We start from the raw sequence: 20,464 nt of genomic DNA on the forward strand, positions 1-20,464 counted from the left end.
GCAGGATCGCGGACATGCGTGATCAGCCGAGCGGAGTGGCACCGGTCGCCGGGACCGGACCGGCCGCAGTTCCCGAGCCGGACCTGGGACACCACGGCGACGTGGAGGTCGGTGCCGGCCTGGTCGACCTCGCCGTCAACGTCCGCCAGGCACCGCTGCCGGACTGGCTGGCCGACCCGATCACCGCCACCCTCAGCGACCTGGGCCGATATCCGGACCCGGCACCGGCCCGAGCCGCGGTCGCCGCCCGGCACCGGCGTCACCCGGACGAGGTACTGCTCACCGCCGGCGCCGCCGAGGGGTTCGTGCTGATCGCCCAGGCGCTGCGCGGTGTCCGCCGGCCGGTCGTGGTGCACCCCCAGTTCACCGAGCCGGAGGCGGCGCTGCGAGCCGCCGGGCACCCGGTGGAGCGGGTGCTGCTGGACGCCGCCGACGACTTCCGGCTCGACCCGGACCGGGTGCCCGCCGACGCCGACCTGGTGATGATCGGCAACCCGACGAACCCGACCTCGGTGCTGCACCCGGCGCGCACCCTGGCCGCGCTGGCCCGACCGGGTCGGATCCTGGTGGTCGACGAGGCGTTCGCCGACACCACCGCCGTACCCGGGCGACCCGGCGAACCGGAGTCGCTGGCCGAGCGGCGCGACCTGCCCGGGCTGCTCGTGCTGCGCAGCCTCACCAAGACCTGGGGCCTGGCCGGCCTGCGCATCGGCTACCTGCTCGGCGCACCGGAGCTGCTGTCCCGGCTGGCCGCCGTCCAGCCGCTCTGGGCGGTCTCCACACCGGCGCTGGCCGCCGCGTCGGCCTGCGCCACCCCCGTCGCGGTCCAGGCCGAACGCGCGATCGCCGCCGACCTCGCCGCCGACCGCGACCACCTGACCGCCCGCCTGGCCGACCTGCCCGGTGTACGCGTCGTCGGCCGCCCGGCCAGCGCGTTCGTGCTGCTGCACCTGCCCGGAGCGACCCGCGTCCGGGCGACTTTGCGCGAGCGTGGCTGGGCGGTACGCCGGGGTGACACGTTCCCTGGGCTCGGCCCGGACTGGCTGCGGGTGGCGGTGCGCGACCGATCCACCACCGATGCGTTCATCGAGGTGCTGCGCGAGACCATGGAGGCATGATGCTGGAGACCACGATCGCGGCGATCCAACCGCCGGACGAGTCGGCGATGGCCGACGCCCGTGCGCTGCACGGCCGGCTCACCAAGCCGGCCGGCTCCCTGGGCGCGCTGGAGGAGCTGTCAGTACGCCTCGCCGGCCTGGCCGGTGCCTGCCCGCCGCCCCTGCCCGAGCCGGCCGCGGTGGCGATCTTCGCGGGGGACCACGGGGTGCACGCCCAGGGGGTGACTCCGTGGCCGCAGGAGGTCACCGGGCAGATGATCGGCAACTTCCTGGCCGGCGGTGCGGTGGTCAACGCTTTCGCCCGGCAGGCGGGCGCCTCGGTCACCGTGGTCGACGTCGGCGTGGCCACGCCGCTGCCCGCTCAGCCGGCCGCTGAGGCATCCGGCCCGGTCGTCCTCGACCCGTCCACGCCCCGGCTGGTCGCCGCGTGCGTTCGCCGGGGCACCCGGGATCTCGCGGTGACCGCCGCGCTCACCCGGGACGAGGCGAGGGCGGCGGTGCAGACCGGCATCCGGATCGCCGACGAGTTGATCGACGCTGGGGCGGCCATCCTGCTCACCGGCGACATGGGCATCGGCAACACCACGCCGGCCGCTGCGCTGATCGCCGCCTTCACCGGCGCCGACCCGCTCGACGCCACCGGCCGAGGAACCGGGGTCGACGACCCGACGTACGCCCGCAAGGTGGCCGTGGTGCGGGCCGCGCTGGCCCGGCACGCGCCCGACCCGGCCGACCCGCTGGGTGTGCTGGCCGCCGTCGGCGGCCTGGAGCACGCCGCCCTGGCCGGGCTGATCCTGGGCGCCGCGGCGCGCCGCACACCGGTGCTGCTGGACGGGGTGATCGCGGTCTCCGCCGCCCTCGCCGCCGCCGCGTTCGCCCCGGACGCGGTCAGCGCCATGGTCGCCGGCCACCGCTCGGCCGAGCCGGGCGCGACGGTGGCGCTGCGCCACCTCGGCCTCGACCCGCTGATCGACCTGGGGCTGCGCCTCGGGGAGGGCACCGGAGCGCTGCTGGCGCTGCCGGTGGTCACCGGCGCGGTTCGGGTGCTGCACGAGGTGGCCACCTTCGACTCGGCGGGCGTGGCGGAGAAGTGAGCGGACCCGGCGAGCGGACGATCCGGCTCGGCGGTGCGGTGCCCGGCATCGCCGCCCGGCGGGGCGAGGAGGCGGCGTGAGCACCAACCCGTACCCCCTCGGCCTGCGGCTCGACGGGCGGCGGGTGGTCGTGGTGGGCGGTGGCGCCGTCGCCACCCGACGTGTCCCGGCGCTGCTGGACGCCGGCGGGGACGTCCTGCTGGTGGCACCGGAGCTGACCCCGGCGCTGCGCGCCCGGGCGGACGCAAACCGGCTGCGCTGGGTGCCCCGCCGGTTCGAGCCGGCTGACCTGGACGGGGCGTGGCTGGTCCAGGTGGCCATCGACGACCCGGTCGCGGCTGCCTCGGTGAGCGCCGTCGCCGCCGAGCGCCGGATCTTCTGCGTCCGGGCCGACGACCGCCTGGCGGCCACCGCCTGGACCCCGGCGGTGACCCGGCACGGCCCGGTCACCGTGGCGGTGCTCGGCGGCGGCGACCCGCGCCGCGCGATGACCGTCCGGGACGCCATCCGCGACCTCCTGAGCGCAAGGAAGGGCCCCCTGCTAACACCTGCGGTAGTGGAAGGGTCCCTTCCTGACGCGGGCGGGCGGGTGGCGCTAGTCGGGGCGGGTCCGGGCGACCCCGAGCTGATCACCGTGAAGGGTTGGCGGCTGCTGACCGAGGCGGACGTGGTGGTCGCCGACCGGTTGGTGCCCGGGCTGCTCCTGGACGAGCTACGCGCCGACGTCGAGCTGGTGGATGCCTCGAAGATCCCCTACGGACCGTCCCGGGCCCAGGAGGAGATCAACCGGATCCTGGTGGACCGTGCCCGGTCCGGCGCCCTGGTGGTCCGGCTCAAGGGCGGTGACCCGTACGTCTTCGGCCGGGGCGGCGAGGAGCTGTTGGCGTGCGCGGCGGCCGGCGTACCGGTGACCGTGGTCCCCGGAGTGACCAGCTCGATAGCCGCCCCCGCCGCCGCCAATATCCCGGTCACCCACCGGGCGGTGGCGCACGAGTTCACCGTGGTCTCCGGGCACGTCGCGCCCGACTCACCGGCCTCGCTGGTGCGCTGGGAGGCGCTCGCCGGGTTGCGAGGCACCCTGGTGATCCTCATGGGGTTGAAGAACCTCGCCGCCATCACGGCCACTCTGATCGCACACGGCCGGTCGCCGCAGACGCCAGCCGCCATCGTCCAGGAGGCCACGACAGGCGCCCAGCGGGTGCTGCGGTCGACGCTCGGCGCGGTGGCCGGCGACCTGCTCACCGCCGACCTGCGCCCGCCCGCGGTCGTCGTGGTGGGCGACGTGGTGCACGCGCTGGACACCTGACGTCAGCCGGCCTCGATGCGGGGCTCCGGCGGGCGGTGCTCCCGGCGTGCGGTGCCTCGGTGGGCGGTGCTTTGGCCGTGCGGTGCTTTGGCCGTGCGATGCCGCGGCGCGCGGTGCACGGTGCCTCGCCGTGCGGTGGCGGGAACGAGCGGCGCGGCACCGGCGGCGGACCCTCCTGCCCTCCTTTGCTCTGCTTCAACCGGCGCAACACCCAGAGGCCATCTCTGTTGCGTTGGTTGAAGCAGAGCAAAGGGCTTGCGAGTAGTCCCCGCTCCTCGGTCGGCGGCGCCGGTCGTCGGTCGCCAGCGCCGACCCCGGGCCCGCCGGCAACGCTCCTCGGCCGGAGGCACCGACTCCGGGCCGGCGGCACCGACCCCCGGCAGGCGCCACCCCCCGGTCGCTGCCCCTGGACAGACGGCGGGCCGGAGCGGTGAAGCTCCGGCCCGCCGTTGAACTGGCGATCGGCTACTGCTTGAGCATGTTGTCCAGCAGCAGGGCGCAGCGGATCAGACCGAGGTGGCTGTACGCCTGCGGGTGGTTGCCCAGCCCGCGCTCGGCGAGCGGGTCGTACTGCTCGGGGAGCAGCCCGGTCGGGCCGGCGGTGAGCACCATCTGCGCGAACAGCTCCTCGGCGTCGGTGCGGCGGCCGGTGCGCAGGTACGCCTCGATCAGCCACGCCGTGCAGATGTGGAAGCCGCCCTCGCGGCCCGGCAGGCCGTCGTCCCAGTGGTAGCGGTAGACGACCGGGCCGCTGCGCAGGTCCGCCTCGATCCGGAGCACCGTGGACAGGAAGCGCGGGTCGTCGCCTGGAAGCAGGCCGGACAGCCCGATCCAGAGCGACGAGGCGTCCATGTCCTCGTCGCCGTACGCGACGCTGTACGCCTCGACCTCCTCGTGCCAGCCGTGCTCCAGCACGTTGGCGGCGATCCGGTCGCGGAGTTCCTTCCAGTCGGGCCGGTCCTCGCCGCCGTGCTGGCGGATCACGTGCAGCGCCCGGTCGACGGTCATCCAGCACATCACCTTGGAGAAGACGTGGTGCCGGGGTGGGAGCCGGGCCTCCCAGATGCCGTGGTCGGGCTCGTGCCAGCGGCGGCGGACCGCCTCGACCATGTTCTCCAGCACCCGCCACTCGTCCTCGCGGACCGAGCCGCGGGCATCGGCGACGGCCGCGATCAGGTCGGAGATCGGGCCGAAGACGTCCAGCTGGAGCTGGTGGTTGGCGAGGTTGCCGACCCGGACCGGTCGGGAGCCGGCATACCCGGGCAGGGTGTCGATGACCGCCTCGGCGCCCAGCTCGTAGCCGTCGATGGTGTAGAGCGGGTGCAACCGCTCCGGGTGGCCGCCGGTGCGTTCGATGCAGCCGTCCACCCAGCGCAGCAGCCCCTCGGCCTCCTCGATGGAACCCAGGTCGACCAACGCGCGGGCGGTCAGCGCCGCGTCGCGGAGCCAGCAGTAGCGGTAGTCCCAGTTGCGGACGCCGCCCAGCTCCTCGGGGAGCGAGGTGGTCGCCGCGGCGAGGATCGAACCGGTCGCCTCGTGGCACAGCCCGCGCAGGGTGAGCGCGCTGCGGGCGACCAGGTCGCGGGCGGTGGACGGCAGCCGCAGCGAGGCGACCCAGTCCTTCCACGGCTGCTCGGCCGCGGCCTGCCGGTCGTGGATCGGCACCCGGTGGTGCTCCAGGCTGTGCGTGGCGAAGCGCAGCTCCAGCACGACCTGCCCGCCGGCGGCGGAGAGGTCGACGACCGCCTTGGCGGTCTCGTAGCCGCCGTCATTGTTGACCTGCCACTCCACCCCCGGGGAGTAGAGCGCGATCGGCTCGTTGGAGCCGAGCACCAGCAGGCCGTCGCCGAGCGGCTGCAACTGGACGGCGACCTGACCGAACTCGGGGCGCGGCGCGAACTCCACCCGAACCCGGCCGCTGCCGGTGAGCACCCGGATCAGGGTCGAGTCGCCGGTGATCACCGCGGGGCCGTCCGGGGTGGTCTCCCGGGCCGGCTTGTCCAGCCAGTCGGTGACGGTGAGCCCGGACCACCGGGTCTCCACGGTCATCGTGCCGGAGCGGTAGCGCTGGCCCAGCGGGATGCCGCCGCGTTCCGGGACGATGCTGAAGTGGCCGGCCGGGCTGCCACCGACCAGGTCGGCGAAGATCGCCGCCGAGTCCGGCTTGGGGTGACACAGCCAGCTGACCTTGGCATCGGGGGTGAGCAGCGCGACGGTGCGGCCGTTGGCCAGCATGGAGTGCCGCTCGATCGGCACCGCCCGCTCGCCGAACAGCCAGTGCCGGCGGGTCTCCAGCAGCAGCCCGAGCGCGCGGGCCGCTTCGAGCGGCTCGGCCACCCGGTAGCCGGCCTGGGTGTCCCCGGGACCGATCTTGATGCCGAGGTCCGGGCCGTGCAGGTTGCCGAACGCGTTCTCGTCGGTCACGTCGTCACCGATGAAGAGCACGGCGCTGGCCGCGAGCTGGGTCCGCAGCTGGTCGATCGCGGTGCCCTTGTGGGTGGCCACCACGGAGAGCTCGATGACCTCCTTGCCCTGGGTGACCGTGACGCCGTCGAAGGTGGCCGGCCCGTTGCGTACCGCCTCGATGGCAGCGGCGGCGACCTGCGGAGCGACCCCCCGGGTGTGCACGGCGACGCTGGCCGGCTTGCGCTCCAGGCGGATGCCGGGATGCTCGGCGGCGATCTCGCGTAGCGCGTTCCGCACCCGGGTGCGCACGGCGACCAGCTCGGGGGAGAGGCGCTCGACGAAGCCGATGTCGAACTCGGAGCCGTGGCTGCCGACGAGGTGCACCTCGCTGGGCAGCCGGGAGAGCGCGGCCAGGTCGCGCAGCGCCCGGCCGGAGATCACCGCCACGGTGGTCTGCGGCAGCGCGGCGAGCGCGCGGATCGCGGCCACCGACTCGGGCAGCGGTACGGCCGTGCTCGGGTCCTCCACGATCGGCGCCAGTGTGCCGTCGTAGTCGCAGGCGATCAGGAGCTGGGGGACCCGGGCGATCCGGCCGATGGCGGAGCGCAGCTCGGGGTCCATCACCCCGGTGGCGGTCGCCGCTCCGTCGTTGACGGACGTGTTCACGCGGCCTCCGCCTCGGAAACTCCAAGCTCGGAGAGGAAAGACTTGGCCCAGTGCCCCACGTCGTGGGTACGCAGGTGACGTTGCATTGTCCGCATCCGGCGGCGTGCCTCGGTTTTCTCCACGTGCACGGCCCGGAGCAGGGCGTCCTTGACCGCGTCCGGGTCGTGCGGGTTACACAAAAAGGCCTGGCGCAGCTCGGTGGCGGCGCCGGCGAACTCACTGAGCACGAGCGCGCCACCCTGGTCGGCGCGCGATGCGACGTACTCCTTGGCCACCAGATTCATTCCGTCTCGCAGCGGGGTCACCATCATGACGTCGGCAGCGACGTACATCGCGGCCAGTTCACTGCGACTGTACGACTGATGCAGGTAGTGCACCGCCGGCACGCCGACCCTGCCGAATTCACCATTAATCCGACCGACTTCGCGCTCCACCTTGACCCGAAGCGCCTGGTAGTGCTCGACGCGTTCCCGGCTCGGCGTGGCCACCTGCACCATAACCGCGTCCGGGACTGTCAACTTTCCGTCAGCCAGCAGCTCGCGAAAAGCCTTCAGCCGCAGCTCGATGCCCTTGGTGTAATCCAGCCGGTCCACGCCCAGGATTATCGTCTTCGGGTCGCCCAGCTCGGCCCGAATCTGCTTGGCACGGGCCTGCACCGCCGGGTCGGCGGCCATCCGTTCCATCTCCTGGGTGTCGATCGAGATGGGGAAGGCGCCCGCCTTCACCTGCCGGCCGTCGACCTGGATCATCTGCCCCTCGTAGCGGAGCCCGAGCAGGTGCCGGGCCAGCCGGACGAAGTTCTGCGCGGCCAGCCGCTGCTGGAAGCCGACCAGGTCGGCGCCGAGCAGGCCGCGAAGGATCTCGGTGCGGAACGGCATCTGCATGAACAGCTCGATCGGCGGGAACGGGATGTGCAGGAAGAAGCCGATCCGCAGGTCCGGCCGCAGCTCCCGGAGCATCGCCGGGACCAGCTGGAGCTGGTAGTCCTGCACCCAGACCGTCGCGCCCTCGGCCGCGACGTCCGCCGCGGCCTCCGCGAACCGGGCGTTGACCAGGCGGTACGCCTCCCGCCAGCGGCGCTTGTAGGCCGGCGTCTCCACCGCGTCGTGATAGAGCGGCCAGATCGTCGCGTTGGACTGGCCCTCGTAGTAGCGCTCCAACTCTTCGGCGCTCAACGGGACCGGATGCAGCCGGATGCCCTCCAGGTCGAACGGCTCGGGGGCGGCGCCGGTGCCGCCGGCCCAGCCGACCCAGGTGCCCTGGTGCTCGGCGAGCACGGGATGCAGCGCGGTGACGAGCCCGCCGGGGCTGCGTCGCCACTGCCGTCCCTCGGGTGTGCTCACCTCGTCGACCGGCAGGCGGTTCGCCACTACGACAAAGGAGCTACGGACGGTCACGATCGGCCACCTCCGGGTGCTGACGGGTCCACCGCGATGAGCGTACTGAGCGTAGCTGCGGCGTCTGTTGCCCCGTGCCGGAGTTCCGTACCCGCTCAGCGTGGGCTGAATCGGAATCGTGATCTTGTTGACAGGGTGGCTCGGTGAGCGGCACGACGTACTCCTGGGGCGGGGTGATGTGGGCGAAGCGGGCCGTACCTGTCAGGATTGACGATGGCGTGCGCGTGGCCGGCTCCCGGCCGGTGGCGGCGGGCGGAGGTCGCAGCCCGCGCCGCGCCGCCGATCATGCGACAGCAACCGACGGAGGTAGCCCGCACCGTGGCCCAGTACATCTACGTCCTGGAAAAGGCGCGCAAGGCGCACGGCGACAAGGTCGTGCTCGACAACGTGACGTTGAGCTTCCTGCCGGGGGCCAAGATCGGTGTGCTCGGCCCGAACGGCGCCGGTAAGTCCAGCCTCCTCAAGATCATGGCAGGGTTGGACAAGCCGAGCAACGGCGAGGCCCGGCTGATGCCCGGCTACACCGTCGGAATGCTCGCCCAGGAGCCTCCGCTCAACGACGCCAAGACCGTGCTCGGCAACGTCGAGGAGGCGGTCGCCGAGACCAAGGCCAAGCTGGAGCGGTTCAACAAGATCGCCGAGCAGATGGCGACCGACTACTCCGACGAGCTGATGGAGAAGATGGGCAAGCTCCAGGAGGAGCTGGACCACCTCGACGCCTGGGACGTCGACTCCAAGCTCGAACTGGCCATGGACGCCCTGCGCTGCCCGCCGCCGGACGCCGACGTGACCCAGCTCTCCGGTGGTGAGCGCCGCCGCGTCGCGCTCTGCAAGCTGCTGCTGGAGGCGCCCGACCTGCTGCTGCTCGACGAGCCCACGAACCACCTGGACGCGGAGAGCGTCTCCTGGCTGGAGCAGCACCTGGCCAAGTACGCCGGCACCGTCATGGCGATCACGCACGACCGGTACTTCCTCGACAACGTGGCCAACTGGATCCTGGAGCTGGACCGCGGCCGCACCTACCCGTACGAGGGCAACTACTCCACGTACCTGGAGAAGAAGGCCGCCCGGCTGGCCGTCGAGGGTCGCCGCGACGCCAAGATGAAGAAGCGCCTCACCGAGGAGCTGGAGTGGGTCCGCTCCAACGCCAAGGCCCGGCAGACCAAGTCCAAGGCACGCCTGGACCGGTACGACGAGATGGCCACCGAGGCGGAGAAGACCCGGAAGCTGGACTTCGAGGAGATCCAGATCCCGCCGGGCCCGCGCCTGGGCAGCACGGTCATCGAGGCGCAGAGTCTCAGCAAGGGCTTCGGCGATCGGCTGCTGATCGACAACCTGTCGTTCTCGCTGCCCCGCAACGGCATCGTCGGCATCATCGGCCCGAACGGTGTCGGCAAGACCACGCTGTTCAAGACCATCGTCGGGTTGGAGGAGCCGACCGGCGGCGACGTCCGGGTCGGTCCCACCGTCTCGCTGTCGTACGTCGACCAGAACCGGCAGGGCCTCGACGGCGACAAGACCGTCTGGGAGGTCGTCTCCGACGGGCTGGACTACCTGATGGTCGGCAAGGTCGAGATGCCGTCGCGGGCGTACATCGCCGCGTTCGGCTTCAAGGGACCGGACCAGCAGAAGCCGACCAAGGTGCTCTCCGGTGGCGAGCGTAACCGGCTCAACCTGGCGCTGACGCTCAAGATCGGCGGCAACGTCATCCTGCTCGACGAGCCGACGAACGACCTGGACGTGGAGACGCTCTCCAGCCTGGAGAACGCGCTGCTGGAGTTCCCCGGCTGCGCCGTGGTCATCTCCCACGACCGGATGTTCCTGGACCGGGTCGCCACGCACATCCTGGCCTGGGAGGGCGACGACCAGAACCCGGCGAAGTGGTTCTGGTTCGAGGGCAACTTCGAGGCGTACGAGAAGAACAAGATCGACCGCCTCGGCGCGGAGGCCGCCCGGCCGCACCGGGTGACCTACCGCAAGCTGACCCGCGACTGACCGGCCGACAAGGTGTCTGACCGGTTCGTCTACCACTGCACACTGCGCTGGTCCGACCTGGACGCGTACGGCCACGTCAACAACTCGCGCTTCCTCACCCTGTACGAGGAGGCGCGGGTGGCGTTGATGTTCGCCGGCGGCCGGGCCTGGGGGGTCGGCTCGTTCGCCGACGGGGTGGTGATCCGCCGGCACGAGGTCGACTACCTGCGCCCGGTCGACTACGCGCTGGGTCGGGCCACCGCGGAGGCCGCACCCACCGTCCGGATCGAGCTGTGGGTGGAGGAGATCCGGGCCTCCCGGTTCACCGTCGCCTACGAGCTGTACGACGGCGAGGTGCTGGCCAGCCGGGCCCGCTCGGTGCTGGTGCCGTTCGACCTGACCCGCCAGGTGCCCCGGCGGATCAGCGCCGAGGAGCGCGAGTTCCTGCTCACCTACGCCCCGCAGGGCGGCGCTGCGTGACCCGGCCGGACACGGCTGGGCCGGACCGGGCGGCGCCGCCCGGGCACGGCCTCACCGGGGTGGCCGACGCGGGTGCCTTCCTGGCCCGGCTGGTCCGGCTGGATCCGGTGGCGCCGGTCCGGCTGCGGCCGGCCGGTGCCGCCGGCCGGGTCGCCCTCTGGGCCCGGCTGCCGTGGCAGGTGCTGGTGGTCCGGACGGTGGACGGCGGCCCGGCCGACGGCGCGTCCACGGACGTCACCGTGGCGGCTCCGGAGCTGCTGGCGGAGCTGGAGCGTGGGGGCGCGGCCCTGCCGGCCCGCCGGGACGCGCAGTGGCGGTGGCCGTTGCCGCCGGCCCGCAGCCAACCGGTGGAGGCGCTGCCCGCCGCCGAGCTGTGGCGGATCGCGGGCGCGGCGGCCGGCACCCTGCGCGCCGCGAGTGAGCACGGCGTGGCCGGTCGCGCGGTGGGCCAACGCGCGCTGCGTGACGCGCTGCTCGACCACGTGGCCGTGCTGGTCACTCCGGACGACCCGCCCGGTCCGCCGGTGGAGGTGCCGCAGCGACTGGTGCAGGGGCTGACGCGGATGGGCTTCCTGGGCACGGCTGACCGCCCGGCGGGCGCCCCCGCGGGTGCCGCCGTCCAGGTGCGGGTGGCCGGCCGTTGGGTTGGCCTGGTGGGACCATACGGAGCGGCCTGGTTGCAGAAGGCCACGGATCTCGCCGTCACACCCCTGGCGACTCGTCCGAACGGATGACCCCTGGTCATTCTTCTGGGCTGGGGCGGTCGTTGGGGGGGTGCTTCAACTCGGCTGTCCGGGTACCGTCCATCCTCGGATCCAACGCACCGTAGGCGGCTGGATCCGCTGGGGAGTGAGGTGCGCGAGCGATGCCGTGGTGGTCATGGCGCCCGGGTCCCGCTGAGGGCGGCGATCCGGAAGCCCGAAGGGGGATCACAGTCGAGAGCGCGGTCCGGGTCGGGCCGCCCAGCCCTCGGCAGCCGGGGGACGACTGTCCGGGAAACGAGCGGCCCGTGCTGACCGAGATGCCGGCCACCGTCGAGGCGGTGAGCCTGCGTCGCGTGTGTGACGCACTCGATCTGCTCGACGTGCGATATCTGGCCGACGGTGACGGCAACCTGCTGGCCATGTGGGAGCGGCACGCCGTGCTGGTCACCCTCGAGGGGCCGGAGGACGAGATTCTGGTGATGCGGGCCCGTCCGCACGCCACGGTGCCGCCGGACTGGGCCGACCGGGCCTACCGGGTGGTCAACGAGTGGAACCACACCCGTCGGTTCTGCAAGGCGTACATCGGTGACCCGACCGAGCGCGGGCAGCTGCCGATCTACGCCGAGCTGCAGGTGCCGCTCGCTGCCGGCACCCACGACGCGCTGCTGGTCGAGATGCTCGACTGCGGCGCCGCGGTGGCCACCAGCTTCGTGGACTGGCTGCACGACGAGGGCGCGCTGCTCTGAGGCTGCCGCCGGGCGGGCGCCGTGACGGGCCCGTCAGGCGCCGTCGGCCGCTTCGTCCACGGCGTTGACCATGAAGTGCGCGGCCCGCTCCAGGTAGTCCCAGAGCGCGCCGGCGATCTCCGGCTCCAGGTCGAGCCGGTCCACGGCGCGGCGCATGTGCCGCAGCCAGGCGTCCCGCTCGGCCAGGCCGATGCGGAACGGCGCGTGCCGCATCCGCAGCCGCGGGTGCCCCCGCTGGGCGGAGTACGTGTTCGGGCCGCCCCAGTACTGCATCAGGAACAGGGTCATCCGGTCCGCCGCCGGGCCCAGGTCCTCCTCCGGGTACATGGGCCGGAGCAGGGGATCGGTGGCGACGCCGGCGTAGAACTCGGCCACCAGCTTGCGGAAGGTCGGCTCGCCGCCGACCGCCTCGAAGAGGGTTGTCGATGCACCGGGTCGGTCGGATTCGCCTGCGGGGTTCACCGTTCCATCCTGCCAGGTGTGGCCCGCGCCAGTCCGACCCGGACGCCGTGCGTCGGGTCACGCCGCCCGCTCCCGTCGGCGCCGGCAGGGACCGGCTCAGGTGACCGCGTGCCGGCGGCGGCCGTCGCCGGTCCGCGGCTCGGGGGCCGCCGCCCCCGTGCCGCCGGCGCTCGGGCTGTCCGGGCCATGTGACTCGGCGTTGGCCGCGGTCGCCGCCGCGATCGTCCCGTCCACGGTCTGCTTGTCCGGCCACCGCAGCGCGGCCACCATCATCAGCAGCACCCCGGCGGCGCTCCACACACCGACCACCAGCGGAATGTCGAACCGGTCGGCGAGCAGCCCGGTGACCAGCACCGCCACACCCTGGATGACCTGCACGCCGGTGGCCATGACGCCGAATGCGCGGGCCCGGAAGATGGCGGGCAGCGCCTGGACGAACAGCCCGTTCGCCATCGGCAGCATGCCGGCGACCGCGAACCCGCAGAGGGCCGCGAGCAGAGCCACCACCAGCGGCGGTGGGTCGAACAGCGCCGGCACGAGGACCAGTGGGGCGAACACGGCCAGCGGCCGCATCAGGGCCAGCCGCCGGGCCGGGCCGAACAGTCGGCTCACCAGCAGCCCGCCGAGGATGAAACCGACCGGGTTGGCCACCATGATCACCGCCTGCGCCACGCCCGCGTCCAGGTCGCCGCCGGTGTCCTGGTTGGCCCAGGCCGCGGCCAGCCCCTCCGGAACGATCGAGAAGAGCATCGCGCTGAAGACCAGCACCGCGATGGCCCGCAGCACCGGTGTGCCGAACACGATCTGGAACCCCTGGGCGGTCTCGCGGAGCAGGTGGCTGCGGTGCGCGGTGGTCATCAGTGGGGCCCGGTCGCGGACGCCCAGCCGGACGATCAGCGCCGAGACGGCGAAGGTCACCGCGTTGATCAGCAGCGCGAGGGCCGGGTCGATCGCGGCGACGGCGGCGCCGACGAGGTAGCCGACGACCTGGGCGGCCTGCCCGATGCTGCTGTTCAGCGACAACCCGACGACCAGCCGGTCCCCGGCGAGGATCTGCGGTATCAGGGCGGACTTCGCCGCCTGGCTGGGCGGGTTGGCCAGCGTGGCGGCGAAGATCAGCAGCAGCACGGCCGGGACGGGCAGGTTCGGGATGGCGATGAGCAGCATCAGCGCCATCCGGATCACGTCACACGCCACCATCACCCGCCGGTACGGGTGCCGCTCGGCCAGCGCGGCGAGCAGAGGCCCACCGAGCAGCCAGGGCAGGTAGCTGACCGCGAAGGCGGCGGCGGAGAGCGCGACGGATTTGGTCTGCTGGTAGACGAGCAGGGTGACGGCGGCCTTGGCGACGTAGTCACCCACCCAGGAGAGGGCGCCGGCCGTGAAGACGGCCCGGAACTCGCGTTGGTCGAACACCTCGCGGAAAGTGGCCGGGCCTTCCACGGAAGGTCGCTCGTCGGGCACCGTCGCCTCCATCGGCCCCCGGAGAGACCGCTCGTGGCAGCCCGGCCGGGAACACTCGTCAGATCTACGGATCAGCGAGGATGTGATCACGCTCCGGCGGGAACGCGTGCTCCGGATTCTGCCCGATCGTCTGACAACTAGCTAGCGCGAACGGATCGTTCGTCGCATCCCCGACTGAACGAACGGACGATACCTGAGGGGCCGGGTGGCCCGCGACCCCTGGATTCGCGGACAGTGCCCGCCGGGTCAGGTCGCACCGCCCTGACCAGTCTCGCCGTCGGCCAACGGCCGGTTCAGTAGACCGGGATAAATGCGCGAGGAGGCGATTTGTGCGGTGATCCCCGAGTTCTCCAGCGCCTCCGCCAGCCGCTGGCGCAGCTCCCGGCCCACCGCGAACTGCCCGTCGGCGGTCGTCTTCACCACCGTCCGGATCACCGCGCCGTCCACCGTCATCTGTTCGACGCCCAGCACCTCCGGCGCCTCCACGATCTCCGGCGACAGCTCCGGGTCCACCGCCACCGAGGCGGCCGCGGTCCGCAACACGGCGGTCGCCTCCTCGGTGCCGCTGAAACCGATCGGGAGGTCCACCACCACCAGGGCCCACCCCTGGCTCTTGTTGCCCACCCGGACGATCTCGCCGTTGCGGATGTACCAGAGCACGCCGCGACCGTCGCGCACCGTGGTGACCCGCAGCCCGACCGACTCGACCACACCGGTCGCCTCGCCCAGGTCGACGGTGTCACCCACGCCGTACTGGTCTTCGATCAGCATGAACAACCCGGCGATCAGATCCTTGACCAGGCTCTGCGCGCCGAAGCCCAGCGCGACGCCGGCGATCCCGGCGCTGGCCAGCAGCGGAGCCAGGTCAAAGCTGAACTCGCGCAGGATCATCAGCAGCGCGATGCCGAAGACGAACGCGGTGGTCAGGCTGCGCAGCACCGAGCCGATCGCCTCGGCCCGCTGCCGACGCCGCTCCGGCACGAACTCGGTCGGGTTGACCGCGGCGGTGGGCACCCGTTCGCGCAGCGGCCGCAGCATCGTCGGCACCGCGCCGTCGGTGGTGGTCCGAACCAACCGGTTGATCGTCCGGTGCAGCGCCCAGCGGGCGACCATCGCCAGCGCCACGATCAGCAGCACCCGGAGCGGCTTGAGCAGGATCCAGTAGCTGCCCTCGGCGAACCACGCCGAGTGGGTCATTCGGTACAGGAACTCGCAGGAGGAACTGCCCTGACAGCTCACCGACGGGGCGGTGGACAGGGCAAGGGGCGTCACGCTGGCGGCACTCACCCTGTCTTCGTACCGCAACGGGTCGGCGCGACCATCGGCGACCCACCGGCCGGGTGATCTGCCGCGGGGAACACCTGCTCGCTCAGCGGTCGGATGTCGGGTGGGCGGCGGCCACCCGGATCCGGCGGATTCCCGGCACCGCCAGGCCGATCAGCAGCACGCCCACGCCAGCCCAGATCCCGAACGCGAAGGTCGTGGAGTGCCGTTCCGCCAGCATCCCGAGACCGGGGCGGGCCACGGCGATGCCGACACCACCGACACAGGCGATCACCCCGAAGATCGTGGCGCGTACCGCCCGCGGGGTGACCTCGTTGGTGAAGACCTCCAGCACCGTCAGGCCGAGGGTGTACCCGAATCCCATCATCGGCAGGAAGAGGAACGGGCCGAGCCGGTCCATCTGGTTGGTCGCCACCAGCGCGGCGAGGATGAGGAGGAACGCGGCGCTCAGCGCACCGGCGCGGTGCGCCGGGCGGACGTATCCGGCGACCAGCCCACCGAGCGCCGAGGCGGCCGCGAACACCCCGTACATCCATCCGGTGACCTGCGCAGACAGGCCCAGATGCAGCGCGAGTGGCTGGAAGAGGATGCGGGCGCTCCAGCCGAACAGCAGCAGCAGCGCGCCCAGCCGCACGGCCCGACGTACGCGGGGGTCGGCTGCCGCGCCCCGGATGTCCGCCAGCACCGAGGAGACCGTGGCGACCACCCGTGAGCCGGCGATCTCCGGCAGCGTGAACGCGAGCAGGAACGCGACCGCGGCCAGTACGGCGGTGACGGCGAACGGGAGTCGGTGGTCCACGTCGTACAGGTAGCCCGCGGCCAGCAGCGAGACGAGGACGGACACGTTGCCGACCGCCCGTACCAGCCCGATCGCCCTGGCCGGGTCGATGTCGAGAGCGTCCTGGGCGCACAGCTCGTACAGGTAGGTGCTGGCGGCGCCGGACGACAACGCCCACAGCACACCCCAGAGCACCCACGCTCCGAACAGCACCTGCACGGACCGGATCTGCGTGATGACGGCGAAGGTCAGCACCGTCGCACCGGCCAGCGCCAGATAGGTGGCCCGCCGCCCGATCCGATCGGCGACCAGCCCCACCGGGAACTCGCAGATCACCGAGACGATCCGGAACGCTCCGTCGGCGAGTACCGCCGTTGTCAGAGGGAAGCCCAGATCGAGCAGGTAGATCAGCCAGATCGGAAACCAGAACTGCACTTCGAGCAGGAACTGGGTGATCGCCAGCGTCCGGATCGGGCGGCTGCGCAGGGCTGTTCGCATCAGGTCCGGTCGCGACGGAAGAACAGATACATGATCACCAACAGCAGCGACACCATGCCGGACGTGATCAGGACGGCGTCCGCGGGCTGCCCGGCGATCCAAGCCATGATCGACGAGCGTCCCAGGTCGTAGACGGCCATGCCCGGGTCGTTGGTCATCGACCGCCCGAACTCGGTCACCGCGAGCGCCGTACCCAGGATCGACGTCACGCCGATGCCCAGCAGGATGAGGTCGGTGAACATCGCCGAACGGGCCGTGCGCCGTGTGGCGAGTTCGGCCAGGCGCCGGTCGCAGACCTCGATCTTGAACCGGACCGGCTGTGCCAGCAAGCTCTCGTAGTCCCAGAACCCGAGGATGGCGTCCATCTCCGCCCGTACCGCGCGCTTGAGGTACTTCGACAGGTCCTGGCGCTCCATGATGATCAGCTCCGCGCGCTGACTCAGCCCCAACAGGTTCCCCTTCAGCTGCTCCAGTTCCCAGCGGGAATCGGCCGCCGCCGAATCCGCGAGGATCTTCGACAGCCGGGCGTCGATCCGATCCAGCGCGCCGTAGAACACCTGCGCGTAGCGCAGGGCGTCCCACTGGTCGCGGAACGGGTCACCGGGCAGCATCCGGCCGCCGACCCCGGTGCGGTCCAGGAAGATGTAGTTCAGCCAGCGGACCAGGTGCTCCAGGTCGCCGTCGAGCAGCCGGTCCGCCGGGTCGCGGACGTCGTCGGCGATCACCACGTCTTTGATCCAGTGCCGGGTCACCGCGTCGGCTCCCGGTTCGGCCGGGTCGAGTACGAGGCTGCGGGTGACCCAGAGCGGCTCGCCGAACTCCGCCGTCAACGGGTCGCCCTCGGGGGTCGCCGCGACCAGGATCCGGTTGTCCCGGTCGGCCGCACGCAGCAGGCGCAGCAGCGGATCCAGGTACCGCGCGACGATCTCCCGCGCTGCCCGCTCACCCATCGCCACCGCTCGGGCCTGGAGTTCGTCGAGGCGGCTCGCCAGGCCCTCGGTGTGCTCGGCGGGCCGCGGATCAACGTCGGCCAGCATCTCCAGCAACATCAGGCCGTGGTCGTACAGCCGGAAGCTGATCTCGACGACCCCGACATGCGGAGCGGTGGTGACGCCGCCGAACACTCCCGGCAGGTGCTCAGGGTGCAGCGTGCCGGTGAGGACGTGCGTCGTCCGCTCGATCGCATGGTCGTCGATGGTGCGGTAGAGGTTCAACGAACGTGTGGCCCGGGTGTGTTCCAGCACGACGGACGGGGGACGCCGGGGCACATCCGCCACCGGGCCCGGCGCCAGCCCCGCCAGCAGCTCGTCCACCGCCCGCTGCTGGTCGGCCCAGAACCGCGCGTACCCATGAGGATCGCGCAGAGACGCACCAGGCACGGCGTAGTAGTCCACCGCGACCGGGGCCAGGATCCGTAGCTGGATCATTCCGTCCCCGGATCGAGCAGCAGGGCACGGGCATCGACGTGCAGCACCCGGCCCTGCGCGGGACCGTTGGTCACCTTCACCTTGACGAGGACCTTTGCCGACGGCGGGCCGCCGGTTCCGACGAACGCCTCGGGCCAGGCCAGCACTCGCGCCCTGGTGCCCTTCGGAGCGAGCAGAACCGGCTTGCCTTCCTGGTCGAGGAGTTCCACCAGACCTGACAGAGCGACCGGAGTCAGGGTCACCTCGTCGAACGCGGACGGTTCGAGCCCGGCGATGATGTCCTCGTACTCCTGGCTCTGACGCATCTTCGTGAGCACTCCGTTGAGCTTCGCCATCACCGAGGCGGTTTCGTTGGTGTCCGCCATCATGAAGTGCAGGCCCTGCACCGAATGCACCAGCCGGTTGTCGCCCTGGAGGTGACCGAAGTCCCCGGCGTCACCGGCGAAGGACGGGTCGGCAAGCACCGCCTGACCGGGGAGCAGCCCCTCGGCGAGCAGGTCGATCCGGCCGTCGGCGAGCGCCTGGAAACCCTCCAGGGCCGATTCGAACTCCACGAATTCGGGAACCGCCGACTCCAACTCGTCCCAGTAGTCGTACCCGGCGATGCCGCCCACTCGTAACGCACCGAGGTCGCCGGCGGACGAGACCTTCGGCTCGCCGTTGCGGCGGTTGTAGAACAGCACGTACTCGAAGTCGATCAGTGGGTCGGAGAGGAGGAACTTGGTACGCCGTGACTCGCTGGCCACCAGCGGAAACGCCCCGATGGAGGCTCCGGAGGAAACCGTCTCCTCGGCCAGGGGCCAGGACGTGTACCTGACCTCGGGGGAGTATCCGGACCGGCTGAGCAATTCGACGACCAGCTCCGTGACCGGGCCGCCGCCGGGCAGATCGGGACCCACGAACGGTGCCCACGCACCGCTGGAGACCAGTACAGCCCGGGACGGCGCGGCGGGGGAACCGCGCAGTCCGACGGCCACGACCCCCGCGGCCGCGACCACCGCCCCCAACAGGACCAGCGCCGGCGCCCAGCTCCGAAGCGGCCGCAGTAGGGCGGACAGTCGGCGCGAGGTCGGGGTCACGACCGACGATCTTATCCGGGCCGATCCATACCCGAGCACCGCCGACCGGAGCGTGGTCCACACCGCGACGAGCCCCGAGTGGACCTTGGACACGCCACGCCCTCGGCGCTGCCACCGCGCCAAGGACACCACAGACCCCAGAAGGGTACGAATCGGCCCCGGTGCGGGTGATCCGCTTACCAGAAGAGAGGGCTACACCGTGCGGTCGGCGCAGCAGCCATTGCCGCAGCCTGAGGCTTGGTCGGTAGCGGTATCGACGGCAGGCAGGGGTGTGCATTCGTCGCAGTGCTCACCCCGCCATGCCTCAATTCCTTCCTTAATTGCCACCCCGGCGATCACGAGTGCCGCGATCGGGTCGGCCCATGACCAACCCCAAGCGGCGTTGAGGACCAGGCCGATGAGCAGCACCGCAGACAGATAGGTGCACAGCATCGTCTGTGTCGAGTCGGCCATGACTGTTGCCGAGCCGAGTTCCCTGCCGGTGCGACGTTTGGCCCGAACGAGCAACGGCATCACGAGCAGCGACGCGACGGCAAGGCCGATGCCGACCCGGCTGGCGTCAGCGTCTCCCCCGGACAGCAATGAGCGGACGGCGTCGAAGGTGACCCAGGCTGCCAGGGCGAAGAACGATGCGCCGATGAGCCGCAGCGCCAGTCGTTCCCTGTCCTCGGGCACCCGAGAGCGGAACTGCCAGATCACGACTGCTGCGCTGGACACCTCGACGAAGGAGTCCAGGCCGAAGCCGATCAGGGCGGTGGAGGAGGCCGCCGCGCCAGCGGCGATCGCGACGAGGCCCTCAAGCAGGTTGTAACCGGCGGTCGCATAGGCCAGCCAAAGGCTGCGTCGGGACAGCACCGCCCGACGCTCCGGAGTCAGCAGCGACGCACTCACGCGCTCACTCCCAAGGTGGAGTCGGCCGGAGTCCCGTAGACCGGGCGCAGAGCTACGGCCTCGCCGGTGGCAGCGAGGACCTGTTCCGCCGAGCGCAGTAGATCCAGCAGCTCAGGCCGGGTGAGGGCGTAGAACGACTGGCGACCCTCTACCCGGTAGTCGATCAGGCCACAGTCACGCAGACACGCCAAGTGCTTTGACACCGTCGACTGCGCCAACCCCAGCTCGCCAGTCAGGTCGACCACCCGAGCCTCGCTGGACGCGATTCGGCGCAGAATCGCAAGCCGGGCCGGATCCCCGAGAGACCGGAACAGCGCCACGGCCGGAGCCAGGCCAGGAGTGCAATCAATCGCCATAACGCGATGATAGCCAGATTGAGCGATGAATAGGAAGATGTCGGTGCGATTCCAGGAAGGGGTGGGATCGAAGATCATCGGGCACAGATCCGGCACAAGTGAGACCGGCAAGGGCTGGCAACCGCTGTCAGGCAACGGCAGAGTTCTCCCAGGTCGGGACGGCGATCCGCCCGGATGCGGATGATCCTCATACCCCAAGAGGGATTAGTACGTGCAATCCGGGGTCCGATCAGGGACTATTGGCGCAACGGACGTCGGTGATCGGACCGGCGTCGACCGTGTGGGTCGTCGTGCCCCACTCCGGTCGGCGGCGGCGCCCAGCTGCCGCTGAACC

Annotated in this window: 17 protein-coding genes; 7 read left to right on the plus strand and 10 right to left on the minus strand. The window is 71.6% G+C overall.

Features of this window, described 5'->3' with window-relative positions; genetic code table 11:
* Positions 1 to 14 precede the first annotated feature (14 nt).
* From cobC to cobA, 3 genes are all read left to right on the plus strand, one after another.
* Positions 15 to 1,118 carry an Rv2231c family pyridoxal phosphate-dependent protein CobC gene (cobC, locus tag ACWD6N_RS03040; protein ID WP_354963960.1) on the plus strand — a complete coding sequence of 368 codons (1,104 nt, stop codon included), beginning with the start codon at positions 15 to 17 and terminating at the stop codon, positions 1,116 to 1,118.
* Complete coding sequence (cobT, locus tag ACWD6N_RS03045; RefSeq protein WP_354963961.1) at positions 1,118 to 2,212, plus strand: nicotinate-nucleotide--dimethylbenzimidazole phosphoribosyltransferase; 1,095 nt, start codon at positions 1,118 to 1,120, stop codon at positions 2,210 to 2,212. The genes cobC and cobT overlap by 1 nt, the downstream gene beginning before the upstream one ends.
* Positions 2,213 to 2,288: 76 nt before the next feature.
* Positions 2,289 to 3,518 (plus strand): uroporphyrinogen-III C-methyltransferase, encoded by a 1,230-nt coding sequence (cobA, locus tag ACWD6N_RS03050; protein WP_354963962.1) that lies wholly within the window; start codon positions 2,289 to 2,291, stop codon positions 3,516 to 3,518.
* Between the two features lie 465 nt (positions 3,519 to 3,983).
* Here the strand turns inward: cobA and otsB are convergent, their stop codons facing one another.
* Together otsB and ACWD6N_RS03060 are read right to left on the minus strand one after the other, a co-directional pair.
* On the minus strand, positions 3,984 to 6,545 hold the full coding sequence (gene otsB / locus ACWD6N_RS03055) for a trehalose-phosphatase (protein WP_450004384.1): 2,562 nt from the start codon (positions 6,543 to 6,545) through the stop codon (positions 3,984 to 3,986).
* Positions 6,546 to 6,586: 41 nt separating this feature from the next.
* Positions 6,587 to 7,987, minus strand: coding sequence for an alpha,alpha-trehalose-phosphate synthase (UDP-forming) (locus ACWD6N_RS03060; protein WP_074313851.1), 1,401 nt, complete (start codon positions 7,985 to 7,987; stop codon positions 6,587 to 6,589).
* A gap of 318 nt (positions 7,988 to 8,305) precedes the next feature.
* On the opposite strand from ACWD6N_RS03060, the gene ettA reads away from it, so the two are divergent.
* The 4 genes from ettA (at position 8,306) to ACWD6N_RS03080 (ending at position 11,891) form a co-directional block, all read left to right on the plus strand.
* Positions 8,306 to 9,982: an energy-dependent translational throttle protein EttA gene (gene ettA / locus ACWD6N_RS03065; RefSeq protein ID WP_354964023.1), complete on the plus strand. Its 1,677-nt coding sequence runs from the start codon at positions 8,306 to 8,308 to the stop codon at positions 9,980 to 9,982.
* A 12-nt stretch (positions 9,983 to 9,994) separates the two neighbouring features.
* Entirely contained in the window at positions 9,995 to 10,441 is a 447-nt protein-coding gene (locus ACWD6N_RS03070; protein WP_354963963.1) for an acyl-CoA thioesterase, read from the plus strand.
* Positions 10,438 to 11,175, plus strand: a complete 738-nt coding sequence (locus ACWD6N_RS03075) for a serine/threonine-protein kinase (protein ID WP_354963964.1) — start codon at positions 10,438 to 10,440, stop codon at positions 11,173 to 11,175. Before ACWD6N_RS03070 ends, ACWD6N_RS03075 begins: the two co-directional genes overlap by 4 nt.
* 131 nt (positions 11,176 to 11,306) lie before the next feature.
* Positions 11,307 to 11,891: a type III secretion system chaperone family protein gene (locus ACWD6N_RS03080; RefSeq protein WP_354963965.1), complete on the plus strand. Its 585-nt coding sequence runs from the start codon at positions 11,307 to 11,309 to the stop codon at positions 11,889 to 11,891.
* Between the two features lie 33 nt (positions 11,892 to 11,924).
* On the opposite strand, the gene ACWD6N_RS03085 is transcribed toward ACWD6N_RS03080, so the two are convergent.
* The 8 genes from ACWD6N_RS03085 to ACWD6N_RS03120 form a co-directional block, all read right to left on the minus strand.
* Positions 11,925 to 12,353 (minus strand): globin, encoded by a 429-nt coding sequence (locus tag ACWD6N_RS03085; protein WP_354963966.1) that lies wholly within the window; start codon positions 12,351 to 12,353, stop codon positions 11,925 to 11,927.
* Between the two features lie 96 nt (positions 12,354 to 12,449).
* Positions 12,450 to 13,829, minus strand: coding sequence for an MFS transporter (locus ACWD6N_RS03090; protein ID WP_354963967.1), 1,380 nt, complete (start codon positions 13,827 to 13,829; stop codon positions 12,450 to 12,452).
* 234 nt (positions 13,830 to 14,063) lie between these two features.
* Complete coding sequence (locus ACWD6N_RS03095) at positions 14,064 to 15,122, minus strand: mechanosensitive ion channel family protein (protein WP_387326181.1); 1,059 nt, start codon at positions 15,120 to 15,122, stop codon at positions 14,064 to 14,066.
* A 64-nt stretch (positions 15,123 to 15,186) separates the two neighbouring features.
* Complete coding sequence (locus ACWD6N_RS03100; RefSeq protein WP_354963968.1) at positions 15,187 to 16,377, minus strand: MFS transporter; 1,191 nt, start codon at positions 16,375 to 16,377, stop codon at positions 15,187 to 15,189.
* The gene (locus ACWD6N_RS03105; protein ID WP_354963969.1) at positions 16,377 to 17,804 is read right to left on the minus strand and encodes a hypothetical protein; all 1,428 of its coding nucleotides are present in this window, start codon (positions 17,802 to 17,804) and stop codon (positions 16,377 to 16,379) included. The genes ACWD6N_RS03100 and ACWD6N_RS03105 overlap by 1 nt, the downstream gene beginning before the upstream one ends.
* Positions 17,801 to 18,883, minus strand: coding sequence for a substrate-binding periplasmic protein (locus tag ACWD6N_RS03110; protein ID WP_354963970.1), 1,083 nt, complete (start codon positions 18,881 to 18,883; stop codon positions 17,801 to 17,803). Before ACWD6N_RS03110 ends, ACWD6N_RS03105 begins: the two co-directional genes overlap by 4 nt.
* A 192-nt stretch (positions 18,884 to 19,075) precedes the next feature.
* Positions 19,076 to 19,774: a cation diffusion facilitator family transporter gene (locus ACWD6N_RS03115; protein ID WP_354963971.1), complete on the minus strand. Its 699-nt coding sequence runs from the start codon at positions 19,772 to 19,774 to the stop codon at positions 19,076 to 19,078.
* Positions 19,771 to 20,130: an ArsR/SmtB family transcription factor gene (locus tag ACWD6N_RS03120; protein ID WP_387326236.1), complete on the minus strand. Its 360-nt coding sequence runs from the start codon at positions 20,128 to 20,130 to the stop codon at positions 19,771 to 19,773. Before ACWD6N_RS03120 ends, ACWD6N_RS03115 begins: the two co-directional genes overlap by 4 nt.
* Between the last annotated feature and the right edge of the window lie 334 nt (positions 20,131 to 20,464).

This window comes from Micromonospora sp. NPDC005163 (assembly GCF_053599835.1).

Coding starts and splice junctions, on each gene's coding strand:
- ACWD6N_RS03090 (WP_354963967.1), bottom strand. CDS start 13,829: ATGGAGGCGACGGTGCCCGACGAGCGACCTTCCGTGGAAGGCCCGGCC.
- ACWD6N_RS03100 (WP_354963968.1), bottom strand. CDS start 16,377: ATGCGAACAGCCCTGCGCAGCCGCCCGATCCGGACGCTGGCGATCACC.
- cobC (WP_354963960.1), top strand. CDS start 15: ATGCGTGATCAGCCGAGCGGAGTGGCACCGGTCGCCGGGACCGGACCG.
- ACWD6N_RS03120 (WP_387326236.1), bottom strand. CDS start 20,130: ATGGCGATTGATTGCACTCCTGGCCTGGCTCCGGCCGTGGCGCTGTTC.
- ACWD6N_RS03080 (WP_354963965.1), top strand. CDS start 11,307: ATGCCGTGGTGGTCATGGCGCCCGGGTCCCGCTGAGGGCGGCGATCCG.
- cobT (WP_354963961.1), top strand. CDS start 1,118: ATGCTGGAGACCACGATCGCGGCGATCCAACCGCCGGACGAGTCGGCG.
- ACWD6N_RS03105 (WP_354963969.1), bottom strand. CDS start 17,804: ATGATCCAGCTACGGATCCTGGCCCCGGTCGCGGTGGACTACTACGCC.
- otsB (WP_450004384.1), bottom strand. CDS start 6,545: ATGGACCCCGAGCTGCGCTCCGCCATCGGCCGGATCGCCCGGGTCCCC.